General features: G+C 64.0%; 17 protein-coding genes. 4 read left to right on the forward strand and 13 right to left on the reverse strand.

The annotated features are described in order from the left end of the window. Positions 1-52: 52 nt before the first annotated feature. On the reverse strand, positions 53-688 hold the full coding sequence (locus tag O3301_RS25755) for an SAM-dependent methyltransferase (protein WP_077409040.1): 636 nt from the start codon (positions 686-688) through the stop codon (positions 53-55). Positions 689-876: 188 nt separating this feature from the next. Between O3301_RS25755 and O3301_RS25760 the strand changes: the two genes are divergently transcribed. Next, positions 877-1662 carry a head GIN domain-containing protein gene (locus O3301_RS25760; protein ID WP_305057854.1) on the forward strand — a complete coding sequence of 262 codons (786 nt, stop codon included), beginning with the start codon at positions 877-879 and terminating at the stop codon, positions 1660-1662. 60 nt (positions 1663-1722) lie between these two features. On the opposite strand, the gene O3301_RS25765 is transcribed toward O3301_RS25760, so the two are convergent. Then, positions 1723-2265, reverse strand: coding sequence for a YaeQ family protein (locus O3301_RS25765; protein ID WP_070291303.1), 543 nt, complete (start codon positions 2263-2265; stop codon positions 1723-1725). A 39-nt stretch (positions 2266-2304) separates the two neighbouring features. Beyond that, a complete protein-coding gene (gene purU, locus O3301_RS25770) occupies positions 2305-3186 on the reverse strand; it encodes a formyltetrahydrofolate deformylase (RefSeq protein WP_077401742.1) in 882 nt (293 codons plus the stop codon). 345 nt (positions 3187-3531) lie between these two features. Here purU and O3301_RS25775 point away from each other — a divergent pair, with 345 nt between their 5' ends. From O3301_RS25775 to O3301_RS25785, 3 genes are all read left to right on the forward strand, one after another. Continuing rightward, the gene (locus O3301_RS25775; RefSeq protein ID WP_289919178.1) at positions 3532-4044 is read left to right on the forward strand and encodes a phasin family protein; all 513 of its coding nucleotides are present in this window, start codon (positions 3532-3534) and stop codon (positions 4042-4044) included. A 47-nt stretch (positions 4045-4091) separates the two neighbouring features. Beyond that, complete coding sequence (locus O3301_RS25780; protein WP_305057855.1) at positions 4092-4508, forward strand: KGG domain-containing protein; 417 nt, start codon at positions 4092-4094, stop codon at positions 4506-4508. Between the two features lie 172 nt (positions 4509-4680). After that, positions 4681-5193: a YgjP-like metallopeptidase domain-containing protein gene (locus O3301_RS25785; RefSeq protein WP_034758768.1), complete on the forward strand. Its 513-nt coding sequence runs from the start codon at positions 4681-4683 to the stop codon at positions 5191-5193. A 129-nt stretch (positions 5194-5322) separates the two neighbouring features. Here O3301_RS25785 and O3301_RS25790 read toward each other — a convergent pair whose 3' ends face one another. From O3301_RS25790 to O3301_RS25835, 10 genes are all read right to left on the reverse strand, one after another. Then, a complete protein-coding gene (locus O3301_RS25790) occupies positions 5323-5916 on the reverse strand; it encodes a PEP-CTERM sorting domain-containing protein (RefSeq protein ID WP_305057951.1) in 594 nt (197 codons plus the stop codon). 312 nt (positions 5917-6228) lie between these two features. Next, on the reverse strand, positions 6229-6774 hold the full coding sequence (locus O3301_RS25795) for a TIGR00730 family Rossman fold protein (RefSeq protein WP_180278808.1): 546 nt from the start codon (positions 6772-6774) through the stop codon (positions 6229-6231). An 11-nt stretch (positions 6775-6785) separates the two neighbouring features. Further along, entirely contained in the window at positions 6786-7559 is a 774-nt protein-coding gene (locus tag O3301_RS25800; RefSeq protein ID WP_099664834.1) for a hypothetical protein, read from the reverse strand. 41 nt (positions 7560-7600) lie between these two features. Then, on the reverse strand, positions 7601-8272 hold the full coding sequence (locus tag O3301_RS25805; RefSeq protein ID WP_034758777.1) for a TetR/AcrR family transcriptional regulator: 672 nt from the start codon (positions 8270-8272) through the stop codon (positions 7601-7603). A gap of 138 nt (positions 8273-8410) precedes the next feature. Then, positions 8411-9040 (reverse strand): phasin family protein, encoded by a 630-nt coding sequence (locus O3301_RS25810; RefSeq protein ID WP_289919176.1) that lies wholly within the window; start codon positions 9038-9040, stop codon positions 8411-8413. A gap of 135 nt (positions 9041-9175) precedes the next feature. After that, complete coding sequence (locus tag O3301_RS25815) at positions 9176-12811, reverse strand: EAL domain-containing protein (protein ID WP_305057856.1); 3636 nt, start codon at positions 12809-12811, stop codon at positions 9176-9178. A gap of 302 nt (positions 12812-13113) precedes the next feature. Continuing rightward, complete coding sequence (locus O3301_RS25820) at positions 13114-14070, reverse strand: triacylglycerol lipase (protein ID WP_305057857.1); 957 nt, start codon at positions 14068-14070, stop codon at positions 13114-13116. Next, positions 14067-15701, reverse strand: a complete 1635-nt coding sequence (locus O3301_RS25825; RefSeq protein WP_305057858.1) for a GMC family oxidoreductase — start codon at positions 15699-15701, stop codon at positions 14067-14069. The genes O3301_RS25820 and O3301_RS25825 overlap by 4 nt, the downstream gene beginning before the upstream one ends. Before the next feature lie 7 nt (positions 15702-15708). Next, entirely contained in the window at positions 15709-16236 is a 528-nt protein-coding gene (locus O3301_RS25830) for a hypothetical protein (protein ID WP_289919173.1), read from the reverse strand. Positions 16237-16308: 72 nt separating this feature from the next. Beyond that, positions 16309-17514: an MFS transporter gene (locus tag O3301_RS25835; protein ID WP_305057859.1), complete on the reverse strand. Its 1206-nt coding sequence runs from the start codon at positions 17512-17514 to the stop codon at positions 16309-16311. Positions 17515-17578: the final 64 nt, after the last annotated feature.

Raw genomic sequence — 17578 nt, forward strand, 5'->3', positions numbered from 1 at the left:
GCATACGAAAAAAACCGGCCAGCGCCGGTTTTTTCACGTCACGCAGCAGTTCTCAGCGGAACTTGCTCTTGTGACCCGTCTTCAGGTCCAGCGCATAACGCACGCCGTTGTCCGTCAGCATGACTTCATCGGGCGGCTCTTCGCCGGCCAGGGCGCCGTCGATCAGGGGCAAGCCTTCGCCCTTGCGCATCAGGTCGTCGCAGCGCTCGTACACGTTGACGCACCCCGTGGACGCCATCAGCGATTGCACAATGGCCACTTTCCACGCATCGACGCCGCCCGCGTTGAATTCGCAGATCAGATAGCCTTGCACGCCGCCGAACAGCTGCACCACCAGGCCGGGCAAGCCCTCGTCTTCGCCCTTGATCAGGGTCAACAGCTGGTTTTCGCCCGCCTTCTTGATGGCAGATAATTTTTTCTCGATGGCGGCCTTGACGCGGCGCTTGATCAGCGCGTGGTCGACCGGTTCGTCTTCCTTGAAGCTCCAGATGCGCGCGCGGATCTGCGACTTCGAATTGTAGGCGGCGCGGGCGATGAATTGCTTGGACGAGCTTTGCACGATGGCCGTCGAGCCGGGCTTCATTTTTTCCTGCGGCTTGCCTTCGACTTTTTCAATCGCGGACGCGTAAATCCACGATTGGCCCAGCAAGCTCTTTTCCTTGCCCTGTTTGATGGTGATGATCAGCATGTAATTCCAGTAGTGTGACCGGCGCGTACCGGTCGTCGTATATCCAATACCGGCATGATACCTCATGCCATCCTGTCGCATCCTCCTGCATTCCATGCCGCTGCTGGCGCAGTCTGTCGCAGCGCGCTACGCAGGCGCGGCCGGCTGGCATACCATGCAAGTATACCAATTCCAAACAGGGAGCAAGAATGACACCGACACTTTTCCACCCACGCCATGCCCGCGCCGCCACCGTCCTGCTGCTGGCCGCCTGCGCGCTGGCCCTCCCGGCCGTGCCGGCGCTGGCCTCGCCGCTCGACTGGATTTCCGGCAACAGCATCCAGGGCAGCGGCAAGCTGCAAAAGCAGACGCGCGAAGTCGGCAATTTCCATGCCGTGGCGCTGAACGTGCCGGGCACGGTCGAATTGCGTATCGGCAACACGGACAGCATCACCATCGAGGCCGACGACAATATCCTGCCGCTGATCGAGACGGCGGTGGAAAACGGCACCTTGCGCATCCGCCCCGCCAAGCGCAACGCCAACTTCCGCCAGAGCAGCCTGAACATCGTCATCCAGGCGCGTCAGGTGGAACGCATCAGCGTGGGCGGCTCGGGCAACATCACGGCCACGGGCTTGCGCGCCGAGAATCTGCGCTTCGACGTGGGCGGCTCCGGCTCGATCCACGCGCGCGACCTCGACAGCCGCCAGGTTTCCATCGCCATCGGCGGCAGCGGCAACTTCAAGGCCAGCGGCAAGACGGAGCAACTGACGGCCTCGATCGGCGGCTCGGGCAATATCCAGGCGGGCAAGCTGGCCGCGCGCGACGTGCAGGTGAGCATCGGCGGCTCGGGCGAGGCGCAAGTGTGGGCCAAGGATGACTTGACCATCAGCATCGGCGGCTCGGGCGAAGTGAGCTACTACGGCGACCCGCGCATCAGCCGCAGCATGCAGCGTTCGAGCAGCATCAAGCGGCTGGGCGCGGCGCCGAATTAAGCCCCCGCAATGACAAAAGCCCGGAGCGATCCGGGCTTTTTGCGTTTCAGCCAGGCTACATCAGCGGGCCGGCTTCACCGGTTCGCGGTCGATCAGGACCGTGTTGACGCTGTCCGTCAGCCAGATCTGGCCATCCTGGATCGTGCATTGCAGCTGCATCGTGCGCTGCGCCAGCTTGCTCATGTCTTGCGCCGCTTCCGACGGCAAGTTGATCACGGTCAAGTTCTTCGCCCGTTCCAGCTTGTTCGCGATCTGCTTCCACCAGATGTGGCTGGTTGCGCCATAGCTGTAGACGATGACCTGTTCCGAACGGCCGCACGCCTTCAGGATGCGCTTTTCGTCCGGCTGGCCCACTTCGATCCACAGCTGGATGGCGCCCGTCAAGTCTTTCTGCCACAGGTCGGGCTCTTCCGTGTCGAACAGGCCCTTGGTAAACGTCAGCGCCTCGTCGGCGTGGATGGCGAACGCCAGCAGGCGCACCATCATGCGCTCGTCCGTTTCGGACGGGTGGCGCGCCAGGGTCAGCGCGTGATCCTGGTAGTAATTGCGGTCCATGTCGGCGATCTGCAGATCGGCTTTGAAAATTGTTGCTTTGAGGGCCATCGTGTTTCTGTCTCGGTAAAGTGAATTGTGAAGTCGGTATCAGCGGAAAACCACGGTCTTGTCGCCATTTTTCAGGATGCGGTGCTCGACGAACCATTTCACGGCGCGCGCCAGCACCACGCACTCGACGTCGCGGCCGATGGCCGTCAGGGTTTCCGCATCCATCGCATGGTCGACGCGCTCGACGTCCTGCTCGATGATCGGGCCTTCATCCAGGTCGCCCGTGACGAAATGGGCCGTCGCGCCGATCAGCTTGACGCCGCGGTGATGCGCCTGCGCATACGGCTTGGCGCCCTTGAAGCTGGGCAGGAAGGAATGGTGGATATTGATGGCGCGGCCGTCGAGCGCCTGGCACAGGCCGGGCGACAGGATCTGCATGTAGCGCGCCAGCACCACCAGGTCGATCTTGTGCGTGTCCATCAAGTCGATGATCTTCGCTTCCTGCGCCAGCTTGGCCGCTTCCGGCGCGCCGGTGGCCAGCGGCAAGTGGTGGAACGGAATATTGTAGCTGGCCGCCAGCTGGTAGAACTCCATGTGGTTCGACACGATGGCGGGAATTTCCACGTTCAGCAAGCCGCTCTTGTAGCGGAACAGCAAATCGTTCAGGCAATGCCCGATCTTCGACACCATCAGCATGACGCGCGGCTTGACGCGCGCATCGTGCAGCTGGCCGTGGAAGGGGCCGTTCAACTGCATGGCTTGCGACAGATCGGCGAAGTCGCTGCGCAACTGGGCGTCGCTGACGGCGCCGTCTTCCAGCGCGAAATGCACGCGCATGAAGAACAGCTGGGATTCCTGGTCGCCGAACTGGGCGGAATCGAGGATGTTGCAGCCGCGTTCGGCCAGGAAGCCGGACACGCGGTGCACGATGCCGCGCTGGTCCAGGCAGGACAGGGTCAGGATGTATTCGGGATGCGTCATGGTCGCGGAATAAAGCAAAAAAAGTGGGCTATGCTCGGCTCAGCCACGCGCGCCGGCCATCGGCTGCGCTGCCGCGAGCCGGCTATTGTCGCACGGCCGGGCCAGTCAACCCGCATTTTCCACACAAGCAGCATGGCTGCCGGCAGCGGCAAGCCGATTCACGTTCATTTGATCTAACACAAAGTCATCGCATTTTTCCGCCTGCCAGGCGCCATTCCCCCGCCAAACAGGCAGCTGGCGTGGAACCTGGCACGCCATCCGGCGTCTATCCCTTTGCTTGTTTCACCATACGCCGCATCCGGTGCACCGGGTGTTTCCTGGATCCGTTTTTCATTGAGGTAGAACATGTTCACAAACAGTATTTCCCCCAGTTTCAGCCCCGCCCTGAAGTCCCACCTGGAGGCCCAGTGCAATTTCGCCACGGAACTATCGCGCAAGCTGGTCGATACGGCGCAGCAACTGAGCGAGCTGCATCTGCGGCTGGCGCAAGACTTGCTGCAGGAATGGAGCAGCGCCAGCCAGCAACTGCTGTGCGCGCGCGACACGGGCGAGTTCATGTCGCTGGCCGCGGCCCAGTTGCAGCCGAGCAGCAACAAGCTGCAGCAGTACCAGCAGCAGCTCGGCAACCTCGTCGCCAACGCCAATGTCGAAATGAACCGCACGGCAGAGAACCACCTGCCCGAAGCGAGGCGCACGGCCGTAGCCTTCGCTGACGAAGTGGTGCGCAAGACGGCCGAGGAAACGGAAAAAGCCACGCAGCGCCAGCGTGAAATGATCGAAAAGATGCACGCCACGGCCCCCAGCAATGGCGCCGGCCGCAGCCGCGATACCGGCAGGCCATCCGATCAGGCGCATTGAGCACTTGAATTGACCACTTGACCCCACTCGACAGCAAGGAGAGCGACATGGCTAGCAATCAAGGTAATGAACAGGGCAAAGGCGCTGGCAGCAGCCAGAAAGCCGGCGAATCGGGCAGCGGCAAAGGCCCGAGCAAGCGCGGTTTCGCCGCCATGAACGAGGAACAGCAACGCGAAATCGCCAGCAAGGGCGGCCAGGCAGCCCATCAAAAGGGCACGGCGCATGAATTCGACTCGGAAGAAGCGCGCCGGGCCGGGCAAAAAGGCGGCGAAGCCGTCAGCCGCAACCGCGAACACATGGCGGAAATCGGCCGCAAGGGCGGCGAAAGCCGGCAATCGGCCCAGCGCGCCAATGAAAACCGCAGCGGCACGGCCGCGCGCAGCGGCGGCACCGAGCAGGGCCGCCCCGGCCGGCAAGGCGGCAAGGACGAAGACGACAAGGGCGGAGCAGGCGGAGCGGGCTGAGCGGGGCAGGCCGGGCGGCCCCTGCGGCGCGCGGCCTGATGCAGGCAGGTAGGCAGGGGCGGCCCTGGCAGCCCGGGTAGCCCCGCGCAAGGGCTGGCGCAGCGCGGGGGGCGGCGGTATGGTACATTCTCGCCTTACCGACACCTCCGCGCCACGCCCCGCCCTTCCCCGCATGCAGCCATCCCTGAAATACCTGAGCGCCTATTCCGAACAAACGCAAGCGCAAGTGCAGCAACTGATCGCGCAAGACAAGCTGGGCGACGTCCTGTTGAAACGCTATCCGAACGCGCACGATGTACGCAACGACAAGGCTTTATACCAGTATGTGCAGGACTTGAAGAATGAGTTCCTGCGCAATGCCGAGCCCATCAACAAGGTGGCGTTCGACAGCAAGATCCATGTGATCCAGCACGCGCTGGGCTTGCATACCTCGATCTCGCGCGTGCAAGGTGGCAAGCTCAAGGCCAAGCATGAAATCCGCGTGGCCACCATGTTCAAGGAAGTGCCGCTGGAATTCCTGCGCATGATCGCCGTGCACGAACTGGCGCACGTGAAGGAAAAGCAGCATGACAAGGCGTTCTACAAGCTGTGCACGTATATGGAACCGCAATACCACCAGTACGAATTCGACGTGCGCCTGTACCTGACCCAGCTCGACCTGTCCGGCCAGCGCCTGTGGTCATGACATCCACATAACAACAATGCCGCCCCGGACATCCATTGGGCGGCATTGTTGGTGTGGGTCAGAGTAGCCGCCCGGCAAGACGGGCGGCTCATGACGCATGTGCCGGCGGGACCGGCAGCGTGCTCAAGCTCAGGCGGCGTTCTTGCGGCGGCGCAGGAAGGCCAGCAAGCCCAGTCCGCCCAGCATCATGCCGTAGGTGGCCGGTTCCGGCACGGCGCTCACGCTGGCGGCGATATTATCGACCTGGAAGGTGTGCAAGGCGCCCTCCTGCCACGTTGCCGACAGCAGGTTGTTGAAACCCGTGAACGTGTAATCGCTGAAGTTGTGGCTGCCATCGAGGCTGAAGGTCTGGGTCACCGTGCCGCCGCCCACCTGATGGCCGAAGAACGTCACGTCGTAGGGGCCAGGCAAGCTCACGAAGTCAGCCAGACGGATCGAGCTCAGCGAGAAAGCGGCGCCATCGGTACGGCTCAAGGTGGTCGTCGTCAGCACGGTGGCGCCAAGACCGGCCGAGCCGGCATAGGCAAAGTTGCTTTGATGTGCGGAACTCAACAGGCCCAGGAAGCTGCTGTCGAAATCGTAGCCGCCTTCGGAATAGGAATCGAAGACGGAGCCGAGAATGCCGGGTTGCTCCAGCGCATCAAATCCGATGATGGTAGTTTGTGCATGGGCGCCGCCGGCGGCGAGAATGGCGGCGACGGCAGTCGCGCGCAAGAGAGTCATTGGTTTCACAATAGTATCCTTTCAAGATGATGAAGTAGCGAGGTTGTGGCAACTTGCAATATCTAGGCGTCGTAGCGGGAAACGGGAGGCGCCTCGCTGGGTGTCCGACATGCCTGTCTTTTGAACAATTGCAGTAGAACACATTCATGCATAAAAAGCATCTTCATTTTCAAAAAAACATGCTATTAGAGAAATATTCTGGCTATATTTATATTAATTAATTAATTGATCTTGATCAATTTTCCCGCACAGAAATAAAAAAGCCATGCATTTCACAATGCATGGCTCTGGATGAGACTTCACAAAGAAGATTTACGGCGCACTATCCTTCAACCGCTGCACCAGGGCCGCAGGATCGGCGTCGGCGTTCAGGAACGCCGCGTGCTGCGGGCGGATGAAGCCCTGCTCCTTGCCGTTTTGTACGAAAGCGATCAAGCCGTCATAAAAACGGTCGACATTGAGCAAGCCGATGGGCTTGGCGTGCAAGCCCAGCTGGGCCCAGGTGAGCATCTCGAACAGCTCTTCCAGGGTGCCATAGCCGCCGGGCATGGCAATGAAGGCGTCGGACAGGCTGGCCATCATCGCCTTGCGCTCGTGCATGTCCTTCACGATGAACTGCCGCGTCAAGCCCGTGTGCCCCACTTCGCGCTCGACCAGCTGGGTGGGAATCACGCCCGTCACCTCGCCGCCCAGGCGCAGCACTTCATCGGCGATCACGCCCATCAGTCCCACCTTGCCGCCGCCATACACGAGCGAGATATTTTCCGCCACCAGCACGCGCGCCAGTTCGCGCGCCGCCACGGCATAGTCCGGCGAGACGCCCGCGTTGGCGCCGCAATACACACATAAAGCCTTGATCACAGTATTCCCTACCCTTTCAATTCATCGATCGCCGCCTCGACCTCGAGGCGCTCCTTGGCGTCCAGTGCCACGCACTCGGCCGCCTTTTCATACAGGGCCAGCGCTTCCGCCAGCTTTTTCTTTCCGTCCAGCATATTCAAGGCGCGCGCATATTCGCTGTGCGCCAGCGCCGAATACGGCGTCAGGGCCAGCGCCGTCTTGAAGTGCTGGTAGCCATCTTCCTTGTTGGCGCCGTAGGTCAGGCCGCCTATCATGGCGCCGACCTTGTCGATAATTTCCGTATGATAAATCCCAAACGCGATATGCGCTTCCGCATGCATGGGCGCCACCGTCATCGTGCGGTCCAGGCTATTGCGCACGCGCGCGCCCATGCCCTGCGCCAGGGCCTTGACGACGGACGTGCCCAGCGCATAGCGGCCCAGGCTGTAGGCGTGCCAGTAGTAGCCGGCCGGGTTGTCCGGCTGCTCGCTCTGCTGGCGTTCGCAGCGCTCCGCCACTTCCTCGTACATGTCGAGTTTCCGGCTGTCATCCACTTCCAGGTGCGTGGCATAGATGCAAGTCGCCTTGTGCGCCACCGCATAGCCGGGCACGCCGACAGCCAGGCCCAGTTTCACGGCCCGCTCGAAGTCGCCCGCATGGAAGGCCAGCCACGCCTGCACCAGCGCCGGGTGCGTGGGAAAGGGTTCCACATCGCCCGCATGCAGGCGCGCCCAGGCCGCTTCCAGGGTTTGCGGGGTGTAGACATATGCTTCGTCCGGATAAGGAAATTGTTTCCAAGCCATATATCTCTCCTGTAAATGACGACGTGGCGCCAGCAGTCGCGTCAGTCGTTCTTGAGTTTGGTCACATACTCTTCCGACAGTTTGCGAAACAGCAAATGCGTTTCATTGCGCAAATACGGCCCGATCAGGGACAGCACCTGGTAACAGCCGCGCGCCAGCGCATCGGACATCGATTGCTGCTCGCTGTACTTGCGCGGGTTGCGCACATATTCGTACGACAGCCAGTAGGTGGCAACGACCACCATATTCGTCGCCATCGCGGCCACTTCCATGTCCGACGCTTCCAGCGACTGTTCGCTGCGCAAGTCTTCGCACAGCTGCGTGGCCACCTTGATCTTGTGCGCCAGGATCAGCTTGAAGTGCAATTCCAGCTTGCGGTTGCGCGACAGCAAATCGTTGAGGTCGCGATAGAAGAAGCGGTAGCGCCAGATCAGTTCGAACATCAGGTGCAAATACAGCCAGACATCCTCGATATTCGAGCGGCGCCCGTCGGGCACGGTCAGGATGCGTTCGATTTCCGCCTCGAACTGGACGAAGATGGAATTGACGATGTCGTCCTTGTTACGGAAGTGGTAATACAGGTTGCCGGGCGAAATGTTCATCTCTTCCGCAATCACGGTCGTCGTGATATTCGGCTCACCAAACTCATTGAACAGGCGCAGCGACAACTCCAGGATGCGTTCGCGGGTACGGCGTGGTGCTTTTTGTAGCATGGCGGGCAATCTCTCTGTGTTCTGCCTCAAGCATACCACCTAAGATAGCTGTAATGAAACACTCCGCCCCCGGGCGCCGGCGAAAAGCCCGGGCAAGAAAAAGCCTGCTCGCGCAGGCTGGAGGGATGCGGCACCGGCTCAGGCGGCCGGCGCTTTTTTCTTCGCCGCCGGTCTCGCCGCCGGCTTGCTCGCCGGCTTGCTTGCCGGCTTGCCTGCCGCTTTGCTGGCCGGCTTGGCCGCGGCCCGCGGCGCGCTCCGGGCTGCCGGCTTGGCCGGGGCCTTGACGACGATCGCTTTCGGCGCGGTTTTCAGTGCAACTTTCGGCGCCGCCTTCACGGCGGGCTTGGCCGCGGCCTTCGGCTTGGGCGCAGGCGCGGCCTGGGCCGACAGCGCCGCCACTTGCCGGCTCAAGGCCTCGATCTGCGCATGCAGTGCGGAAATATCCTGTTGCGTGGGCACGCCGATGGTGGCCAGCGCACGCGCGACACGCTCTTCAAACACCTGTTCCAGCTTGTCCCAGGAGCCGCTGGCCTGCTTGCCCACGCCATCGGCCAGCTTGCTGACACTGTCGCTGACGCCGGAAACCTTGTCTTCGGCGCGCTTCTGGAATTCCGTGCCTTCCTTCACCAGCCGGGAAAACACGCGTCCACCCTCTTCCTGCGCCTTGGCGAAGGCGCCCAGACCCGCTTGCCAGATCTGCTGCGCGGACGAGCGCACGGCGTTCGCCAATTCCTTGTCTTCCGCCAATTCCTTCAATTTCTTCACCATCGCCAGCTCCCGTCATATGAAAGGCCATGCCACTTCATGGATACTTTTTATTCTAGTGAGCAAAACTAGAGACGGGAGTCTAATCCGATAGAAAGCTGCCTCGGAAGGTGCGCCAGCGCACGCAGTGGCCAGCGCCTAGGCCGCCGCCTTCACCTGGCCATGCAGCAGCTTGTGCAGGCGGAAGCCTTCGCGGATATTCTCGCGCAGCACGGCGCCTTTCCACGGTTTCGTGTAGAAGCGGTCGACGGCGCCGCGGTTGATGGCCGCCATAATGGGCGTCAGGTCGGCAAAGGCCGACAGCATGATGCGGAAGGTGTCGGGACACAGGTGCTTGACCCGTTCCATGAATTCGGTGCCGCTCATGAGCGGCATGCACTGGTCGCACAGGATCACCTGCACCTTGTGGCGCGCCAGGATGTCGAAGCCTTCGGCGGCCGTCTGCGCCGTGAGGATGCGGTAGCCGTCCTGCGCCAGGAAGTCGCTGAGCACGTCGAGCATGAACACATCGTCGTCGACGATCAGCAAAGTTTGCTGCTCTTCGCCGGCGGCATCCTCAGGCGCCTGCAGCAACTTGCCGCCCATCAACATCTGCTCGAATTCCTCGTGCGGCACGGGGCGGCTGAAATAATACCCCTGCATCTCGTCGCAGCCATGGCGCCGCAAATAAGCCAGCTGCGCATCGTTTTCCACGCCTTCGGCGATCACTTCCAGCTTCATGCTGTGCGCCATGCTGATGATGGCCAGCACGATGGCCGCGTCGTCCGGATTGCTGGTGACTTCGCGCACGAAGGCGATGTCGATCTTCAGCTTGTCGATGGGAAAGCGCTTCAGGTAGGCCAGGCTGGAATAGCCGGTGCCGAAATCGTCGATGGAAATCTGGATGCCCAACGCCTTCAGGTTGCGCAGCACGGCGATGGTTTCCTCGGCGTTCGACATCAGCGAGCTTTCCGTCAGTTCCAGCTCCAGCAGTTCGGGCGCGATTTCGTATTTGCGGATGGCCTTGAGCACCTCCTCTTCCAGGCCGCCGACGAAAAACTGGATGCCCGAGACGTTCACCGACAGGTGCACGGGCCCGATGCTGCTGGCGCCCCACTCGCTGATCTTCTTGCACGCTTCGTCGAGCACCCAGTTACCGACGCGCACGATGAGTCCCGTTTCTTCCAGCAGGGGGATGAACAGGGCCGGCGAGACCATGCCGTGGCCGGGACGGCGCCAGCGTATCAGCGCTTCGGCGCCGCTGATGCGCCCCGAGATGATATTCACCTTGGGCTGGAAGAACAGCACGAATTCCTCGTTGTCGATGGCGCGCCGCAGGGCGTTTTCCATGTCCAGCCGCGCCATCGACTGCGCATTCATTTCCGCCGTGAAGAAGCGGAAGGCGTCGCGGCCCGCCTCCTTGGCGCGGTACATGGCCGTGTCGGCATATTGAATCAAGGTGTCCGCATCGACGCCATCGTCGGGGTACACGGAAATGCCGATGCTGACCGTTACCGTCACTTCATGGCCCTGCAAGTCGAAGGGCTTGCGCATCGCCTCGCGCACCTTGTGGACCACGCCCACGGCATGCTGGGCGCCGTCGGGCAGCACCAGGATGGTGGCAAATTCGTCGCCGCCAAAGCGGCCGATGGTATCGCGCACGCGCAGGCAATCGACCAGGCGGCTGGAAAACTGGCGCAGCAGGTCGTCGCCGATGGTGTGGCCCAGGGTGTCGTTGATATTCTTGAAACGGTCGATATCCATGAACAGCACGGCCACGGCCCACTGGTGTTCGGCCGCCTGGGCCAGGGAATGGGTCAGCGAGACGTAGAACTGGCTGCGGTTCGGCAAGCCCGTCAAGGTGTCGAAATGGGCCAGCTTCATCAGGCGCTGCTCGGCATCCTTGCGTTCGGTGATGTCGCGCGCCACAGCCACCAGGATCCAGCTCTGCCCCGAGCGCAGGGTGCGCCGCTGCACTTCCACCGACAGCGGCGAGCCGTCCTTGCGCTGCAACTGCAATTCCGTCATCGGCCCGCCCTGGTCGCCGGCCAGCAGCTTGTTGTACAGCTCTTCCAGCTGGGATTCGCCGTCGTGCGCGCGGCCAGGCCCCACGCGCAGGAAATCCTCGCGCTCGAAACCGAGCATGCGGCAAGCCGTCTGGTTGACGTCGACGAAGCACATGCCGGCGCGGTCGACGAGGAAAATCGCGTCGGCCGTGGCGTCCATTGCCAGGCGGAAGCGGCGCAAGTCTTCATCGAGGCGGATGCGCGCCGCCATGTCCAGGGTCAGCTGCTCGTGATGGCGCTTGATCTCGTCGTACAGCAGCAGGTTGTCGTAGGCGACGGCGATCTGCGCCGCCACCGTGGCGGCGACCCGCTCGTCGACTTCGGAAAATTCAGTCGCCCCCAGCTTGTCGACCAGGTACAGCCAGCCGTGGCTGCGTTCGCGCGAGGCGATGGCCACGCCCAGGAAGGAGTGCACGGGCGGGTGCGTGTCGGGCAAGCCCAGCGCGCCGGGGTCGCCCTTCAAGCCATTGACCCGGTAGGGCTGGCGCTGCTCCAGCAAGCGGTTCAGGATGCCCGTGCGCGGCGCGCTGGCGATGCGCTCGAGGTTTTTCTCGGCGCCGCACGAGGAAAAATAGCTGAGCTTTTCGGCGCCCTCTTCCAGCACGCCGATGCAGGCGTACTTCGAGACGCAGATATTCTGCGCCACCTTGCAGCCCGCCTCGATCAGGGCGCGCGGATCGCGTTCGGCGCCCAGCTCGATGCCCAGCTCGATCAAGGCCGTCAGGCGCAGGCTGACCGCCTGCAGGCTCGACAGCGAACGCGACAGGCGCTCCGTCATGACGCCCAGGTCTTCGGGGATGGCGGCCTGGCCCTCGCGCTGGCTGGCCAGCTGCGAAATCTGCTGGCTGCTCGATTCGAGTTCATCGAGATAGCCGCTGACCTGGTGCTCGATGCCCGCCAGCTTGCCCGCGGCGGGAAGCGCCGCGCCGCCGGCGTCCGGCGCAGCCGGCACCTGTGCCGCCGCCGGCATCAGCCCCAGCGCCTCGTTGACGGTGCGCACGATGACCTCGGGGTCGGACGGCTTGGGCAGCACCCAGCGCACGCCACACGCCTGCGCCAGCAGGATCGCTTCCTGCTCGCGGTAGGTGGCCGTATAGAAGATGATGGGCACGTCGGTCAGCGCGGGGTCGGCATGCACGCGCGTGACGAATTCGTAGCCGTCCATGTTCGGCATGAGGATGTCGGAAATGATCAGGTCGGGCCGCTCGGTGCGCAGGATTTCCAGCGCGTCGGCGCCATTCGCCGCTTCCAGCAGGCGGTGGCCGCCGTAACCCAGCAGCGCGGTCAGGAACTCGCGGTTCAGCACATGATCATCGACGATCAGGATGGTGGCTATGTCGTTTTTAACTGGCGTCGACGGCGCCCCGGGTAAAAAAGACTCCAGCTCCGCGACGAAAAGGTCGGGCTCGATCGGCTTGCCGATGTAGCCATTGAAGCCCGCCTCGAGCAGGCGTTCGCGGTCGCCCACCATGGCCAGCGCCGTCACGGCCAGGGCCGGGATCGCGCGCAGCCGCGGGTCTTTCTTCAGCTCCGCCACCACGCCGTAGCCATCGAGCTTGGGCAAATGCACGTCGCAAATGATCAAGTCCGGCAATTCGCTGCGCGCCATGCGCACGCCCTCTTCGCCGTCATAGGCTGCCAGCGGCGTGTACCCGAAGGCACGCAGCAAATACACCATCAATTCCATATTGGTGGCGTTATCTTCAATAATCAGGATACGTGCGGACAATTAGCGCCCCCAATAAAAACTGCATGGACTCATTTTCCGCCTGCGTTCAACTTTCCGCATGCGCGGCTAACATAACAATCCTATAACATCTTGCCATACATCCAGAAAAATATCTGTGCGCAGGGTACCTGCAGAGCTTCGCAAGCGGCCTCGGGAACAAATTTCCGCCAGCGGTCTTCTGACGTTAGCTTAATACAGTACGCCAGTGGAAAACAGCATTTTCTGCCCGTGACGCTGTTAAACACGGGCAACAGCAGAGTCAAAAGAGACAGTCTTGCCATGCAGATAAAACACAACAGGATTCAGGCAAAACGGGGGGAAGATGGGGGCTGGGCGACTTCGGTCTTGATAGTAATTTCCTCCAACAGCTGACGCAGCACGCGCGCATCGCTGGCCAGCGCCACGTGGCCGATGCCGCCGAAGGCAAGATTGCGCGCGCCGGGCAAATGCGCGGAAGATTGCGGCGCGACAATATTATCGTGGTGCGAGTAAATCGAGGTGATCAGGGCGCGCGTTTCCGGCGTCTCGCTGGCGGCCAGCTGCGCCAGCCAGCCGCTGGGCGCGCCATGGATACGGCTCATCTGGCGCGCATTGGCGCCCGCCGCCACATTGGCCAGCGCCGTGCCGTGGTGCGGCGTGCCGATGGTGATGATGCGCGCCACGCGGGCCGCGCCGTAATGGCGCAGCCAGGCGCGCGCCACCAGGCCGCCCATGCTGTGGGCGACGATGATGGCGCGGTCGCTGCCCGTGCGGGCGCACAGCGCCGCGATGGCTTGCTCGACCTGCGGCACGAACTCCTCGATATCGGCGCCTATCGGTTCCAGGTCGACGCCGTCGTGCGCGATGCCGGCCCGCGCCAGCTGCCGGCTCAGCTGCGCCCAGTAGCCGCGGTTGCACACATAGCCGTGGATCAGCAGCACCGGCAAGCCCTGGCCAGCGACGGTGTCGGCAGCATGCAAACGCGGACGCAGCATGCCCCACGACGACGTCCACAGGGTGGCACGCAGCTCGCCCAGGAACAGCCGCGCGGCGCCCCCGGCACCCAATTGATATTCCGCCGGCACGGGGCTGCCAAGATGCCGGCTTTCCCGGAAATTGCGCGCCACGACCAGCGCGCGCACGGCCAGCAGCATGGCGCCCGCCAGCAGCAGGGCCAGCACCGGCGACGCGACGCCCCAGGCATGCATGGCCAGGTACGCCACCGCCAGCACGGCCAGTACTTGCAGCAGCATCAGCCACCTGAGGATGCGCGCGATCATGCCGTGCCTGCGACGGGAACGGGCGCCGGCTTGCCCGTCAGCTCCCGCGCCAGGCCGCTGGCCAGGCGCGCGGCCAGCGCATACAGCGTCAATTGCGGATTGGCGCCTATCGAGGTGGGAAACAGCGAGCCGTCGTGCACGGACAGGTTGCGCACGCCGTGGTAACGGCCGTCGGCGCCCGTCACGCCCAGGCGCGCATCGTCCGACATGGCGCAGCCGCCCATCACGTGGGCCGACACCACGCGCGCCAGCAGTGCCTTCATCGGCAAGGCGCCGATGGCCTGTTTCGCCTGCGCCCAGCTGGTGTAATGGCTGGCCAGCTCGTGCACGGGATACACGCTCCGCGCGCCGGCCGCGAACTGGATTTCCGCCATCGACAGCAGCGCGCGCCGCACGCCATCCCAGATGAAGGGCGTGAGCGGATAGTCGAGCACGGGCGCGCCGAAGCTGTCGATCGATACGCTGCCGCCCGCCGCTTCATGGTGAAAGCCGTCGCGCAGCAGCGCCAGCAAGGCGTGCGCATGGGGGAAGTCGCGCATGGTGCGCGCATGCTCGTCGCCGAAGCCGCCCATGGTGGTGGCCATCAGCAGCGGATGCAGGGGCGGCGCTTCGAGCTTGTAGCCGATGGGGCCATCGATGGGCGCCGTGTGCAGGAAATGGTCGGAATAAATCGTCTGCGGCGCGCCCGCATAGGCGTCGACGCGCTGCTTGAACAAACCCGCCGAAATCACCGTCGGATGCAAGAAGGTGCGCCGCCCCAGCAAGCCGTGCGGATCGGGCGCCTGCGAACGCAGCAGCAGCGCGGGAGAGTTGATGGCGCCGCCGGCCAGCACGAAGTGCCTGGCGCGCAAGGTGAGGCGCACGCCCGTGGGCGCCTGCCCGGCGGCATCGAGCGCCGTCACCTGCAGGCTGTCGATGCGCTCGCCCTTGAAGCTGAAACGCTCGGCGCGCGCGTGCACGAGCAGGCCCGCGCCCAGCGCCAGCGCCGAGGGGATCGTCGTCACCAGCATCGATTGCTTGGCGTTGGTCGGGCAACCCATGCCGCAGTAGCCGAGGTTCCAGCAGCCGTTCACATTGCGCCGGATGGCGGCCGTGGGAATGCCCAGCGCCGCGGCGCCACGCCGCAACAAGTCGTTGTTTTCATTCGGCGGCGCGGCCCAGTCGCTCACGTGCAGGCGTTTTTCCATCATGGCGAACCACGGCGCCATGGCGTCCACGGAATAGCCGGACAAGCCAAAATGCTTGCGCCAGTAATCGAGGGTGCCGGGCGGCGTGCGGAAGCTCGACGTCCAGTTGACGGTCGTCGAACCGCCCACGGTGCGCCCCTGCAAAATGTTGATGGCCTTGTCGCGCGTCTTGCGCGCGGCCGATTCCTGGTACAGCGCGGGATAGGCGTCCGCTTCGCGCATCTTGAAGTCGCGCGAAGACTTCAAGCCGCCCTCTTCGACGATCAAGACCTTCAGGCCGGCCAGCGCGAGGATTTCCGCCGTCACGCCGCCGCCGGCGCCGCTGCCGATGACGACAACATCCGCCTCCAGGGTGCGGTCGGCATTCAGGGTGCTGGCGTCGGTGACGTTCCAGCCGCCGGCCACGCCGATGGCGATGGGATCGGGTATGGGGGATGTGCTCATGGATGCCTTATGCGCTCAGTTCGGGCAGCGGTCCCGGATAGCCGATGGCGGCCCAGTGGGCGGCATCGGCATACCAGGCGCCGAGGATCAGGTCGTGCAGGGCCAGGTAGGCCGTCTGCAAGGTGGCCAGGCGGTGCGTGCGCCACGCCTGCAGGAAGGCCGCCACCTGGGCGGGGTCGGCTTCGCGCCAGCCATCTTTTACGCCGGCGACGAAGCGCCGCGCGGGCGCCAGCGCCAGCAGGCCGAACAAATCCTGCACTTCCTGCTGCGCCGCCAGCGGCAAGCCGCGGATGGCCGTGTCCACGCCGGCGATGGCGCCATCGAGCGCCGCGGCCCGCGCGGGGGTTTCCCGCGGCAGCGCGCTGCCCAGCATGGCCGGCACGATGGCGGCCAGCGCCGCGCGCGCCGCGCCATCGAGCACGAAGCGGCCAGGGGGCGCCGGTCCGCGCACCAGCCGGTACGCGGCGCCGCCGGCGGCCAGCGCGCAGGCGCCGAGCACACCCAGTTTCAGAAACGATCTGCGTTGCATTGCCATGTCTCCCCTTGTTTTATACCGCCTTTTGCAGGCCAGTGTACGCCAAAGGCAGTGGGCGTTTGAACGCAAAAACTAGAGCGGAGAGTCTAGTTTTTGCGACTGAAACCACAGCAGCAGCATGGCCAGCAGCGCCGCCAGCGCGCCGCCGATGGCGATGCTGGGCAAGCCGAAGGCAACGATCAGCGCACCGCCCAGCGCGCCACCAAGCGCCGTGCCCGCATTGAAGGCGGCGATATTCAAGCCCGCCGCCACGGCGTCGCTGCCCGGGCAATGCCGCCGCGCCAGGCGCAGCAAACCCATGGTCGACAGAGTGACGAGGGCAAAGAACAGCAAGCCCAAAGTGCCGCACAGGGCCAGCATGGCCAGGGGATGGGCGCGCAGCAGATAAAAGGCCAGCAGATTGAGCGCCAGCGCGGCCAGGGCCAGCATGGTGGCGCGCAGCGCGTGGGGGCGGTCCGCGCACCAGCCGCCCAGCAGGTTGCCGCCGATGGCGCACGCGCCAAAGCACAGCATGGCGGCGCCCAGCCAGCCCGCATCGAGTCCGCCCAGCTGCAGCAAGAAGGGCGAGACATACGTGAAAAAACTGAAGGTGGCCACGCTGACCAGCGCCGCCACGCCGGCCGCCAGCAGCATGGGCGGTTGCAGGATGGCGCGCAGGCTGGCCAGGGCCGATACGGCCGCGGCCTGCTGGCGCGCGGCCGGCATGGCCAGGCGCAAGCCCGCGCCGCCGCACAGAGCCAGCACGCCGATCACTGCAAATACCCAGCGCCACGACGCGACGGCGCCCAGCCACGTCCCCAGCGGCACGCCGCCCGCCAGCGCCAGGGTCAGGCCCAGCCAAACGATGGACAGCGCCCGGCCCGCGCGCGACGGGTCGACCAGGCTGGTGGCCGCATGCGAGGCGATGGCCATGAACACGCCATGCGCGAGGCCGACGGCAAAGCGCACCCCCAGCAGCGCGCCCAGCGCCGGCGCGGCCGCCATGGCCACGCTGCCGGCCGCCAGCACGAGCATGGTGGCCACCAGCACCTGGCGCACGGGCCGGCGCGCCAGCAGGGCCGTCAGCACGGGCGCGCCGATGGCAGCCCCCAGCGCATATGCGGCGATGGCGCCGCCGGCCGCCGCCACGCTGGCGTGCAAGTCGCGCGCCATGGGCGTCAACAGGCCGGCGGCGATGAATTCGCACAAGCCGAAGGCGAAGCTGCACAGGGAAAGCAGATAAATGGAGAGTGGCAGCGCGGCGGACGGCAGCGCAGTGCGCGAGGACATGGTGGACATGGCAGTTCCTGACAATCAAAACGCCATGCTGGCCCCGCGATGACCATCTGTAAAATATCTTATT

The organism is Janthinobacterium sp. SUN211 (assembly GCF_030587315.1).
GTDB classification, from domain to species: Bacteria; Pseudomonadota; Gammaproteobacteria; order Burkholderiales; family Burkholderiaceae_D; genus Janthinobacterium; species Janthinobacterium kumbetense.

Bases quoted from the DNA above. Each gene is read 5' to 3' on its own strand.
- O3301_RS25760 (WP_305057854.1), top strand. From the start codon at position 877: ATGACACCGACACTTTTCCACCCACGCCATGCCCGCGCCGCCACCGTC.
- O3301_RS25755 (WP_077409040.1), bottom strand. From the start codon at position 688: ATGCTGATCATCACCATCAAACAGGGCAAGGAAAAGAGCTTGCTGGGC.
- O3301_RS25775 (WP_289919178.1), top strand. From the start codon at position 3,532: ATGTTCACAAACAGTATTTCCCCCAGTTTCAGCCCCGCCCTGAAGTCC.
- O3301_RS25765 (WP_070291303.1), bottom strand. From the start codon at position 2,265: ATGGCCCTCAAAGCAACAATTTTCAAAGCCGATCTGCAGATCGCCGAC.
- O3301_RS25830 (WP_289919173.1), bottom strand. From the start codon at position 16,236: ATGGCAATGCAACGCAGATCGTTTCTGAAACTGGGTGTGCTCGGCGCC.
- O3301_RS25825 (WP_305057858.1), bottom strand. From the start codon at position 15,701: ATGAGCACATCCCCCATACCCGATCCCATCGCCATCGGCGTGGCCGGC.
- O3301_RS25785 (WP_034758768.1), top strand. From the start codon at position 4,681: ATGCAGCCATCCCTGAAATACCTGAGCGCCTATTCCGAACAAACGCAA.
- O3301_RS25780 (WP_305057855.1), top strand. From the start codon at position 4,092: ATGGCTAGCAATCAAGGTAATGAACAGGGCAAAGGCGCTGGCAGCAGC.
- purU (WP_077401742.1), bottom strand. From the start codon at position 3,186: ATGACGCATCCCGAATACATCCTGACCCTGTCCTGCCTGGACCAGCGC.
- O3301_RS25790 (WP_305057951.1), bottom strand. From the start codon at position 5,916: ATGACTCTCTTGCGCGCGACTGCCGTCGCCGCCATTCTCGCCGCCGGC.
- O3301_RS25810 (WP_289919176.1), bottom strand. From the start codon at position 9,040: ATGGTGAAGAAATTGAAGGAATTGGCGGAAGACAAGGAATTGGCGAAC.
- O3301_RS25835 (WP_305057859.1), bottom strand. From the start codon at position 17,514: ATGTCCACCATGTCCTCGCGCACTGCGCTGCCGTCCGCCGCGCTGCCA.
- O3301_RS25805 (WP_034758777.1), bottom strand. From the start codon at position 8,272: ATGCTACAAAAAGCACCACGCCGTACCCGCGAACGCATCCTGGAGTTG.
- O3301_RS25820 (WP_305057857.1), bottom strand. From the start codon at position 14,070: ATGATCGCGCGCATCCTCAGGTGGCTGATGCTGCTGCAAGTACTGGCC.
- O3301_RS25800 (WP_099664834.1), bottom strand. From the start codon at position 7,559: ATGGCTTGGAAACAATTTCCTTATCCGGACGAAGCATATGTCTACACC.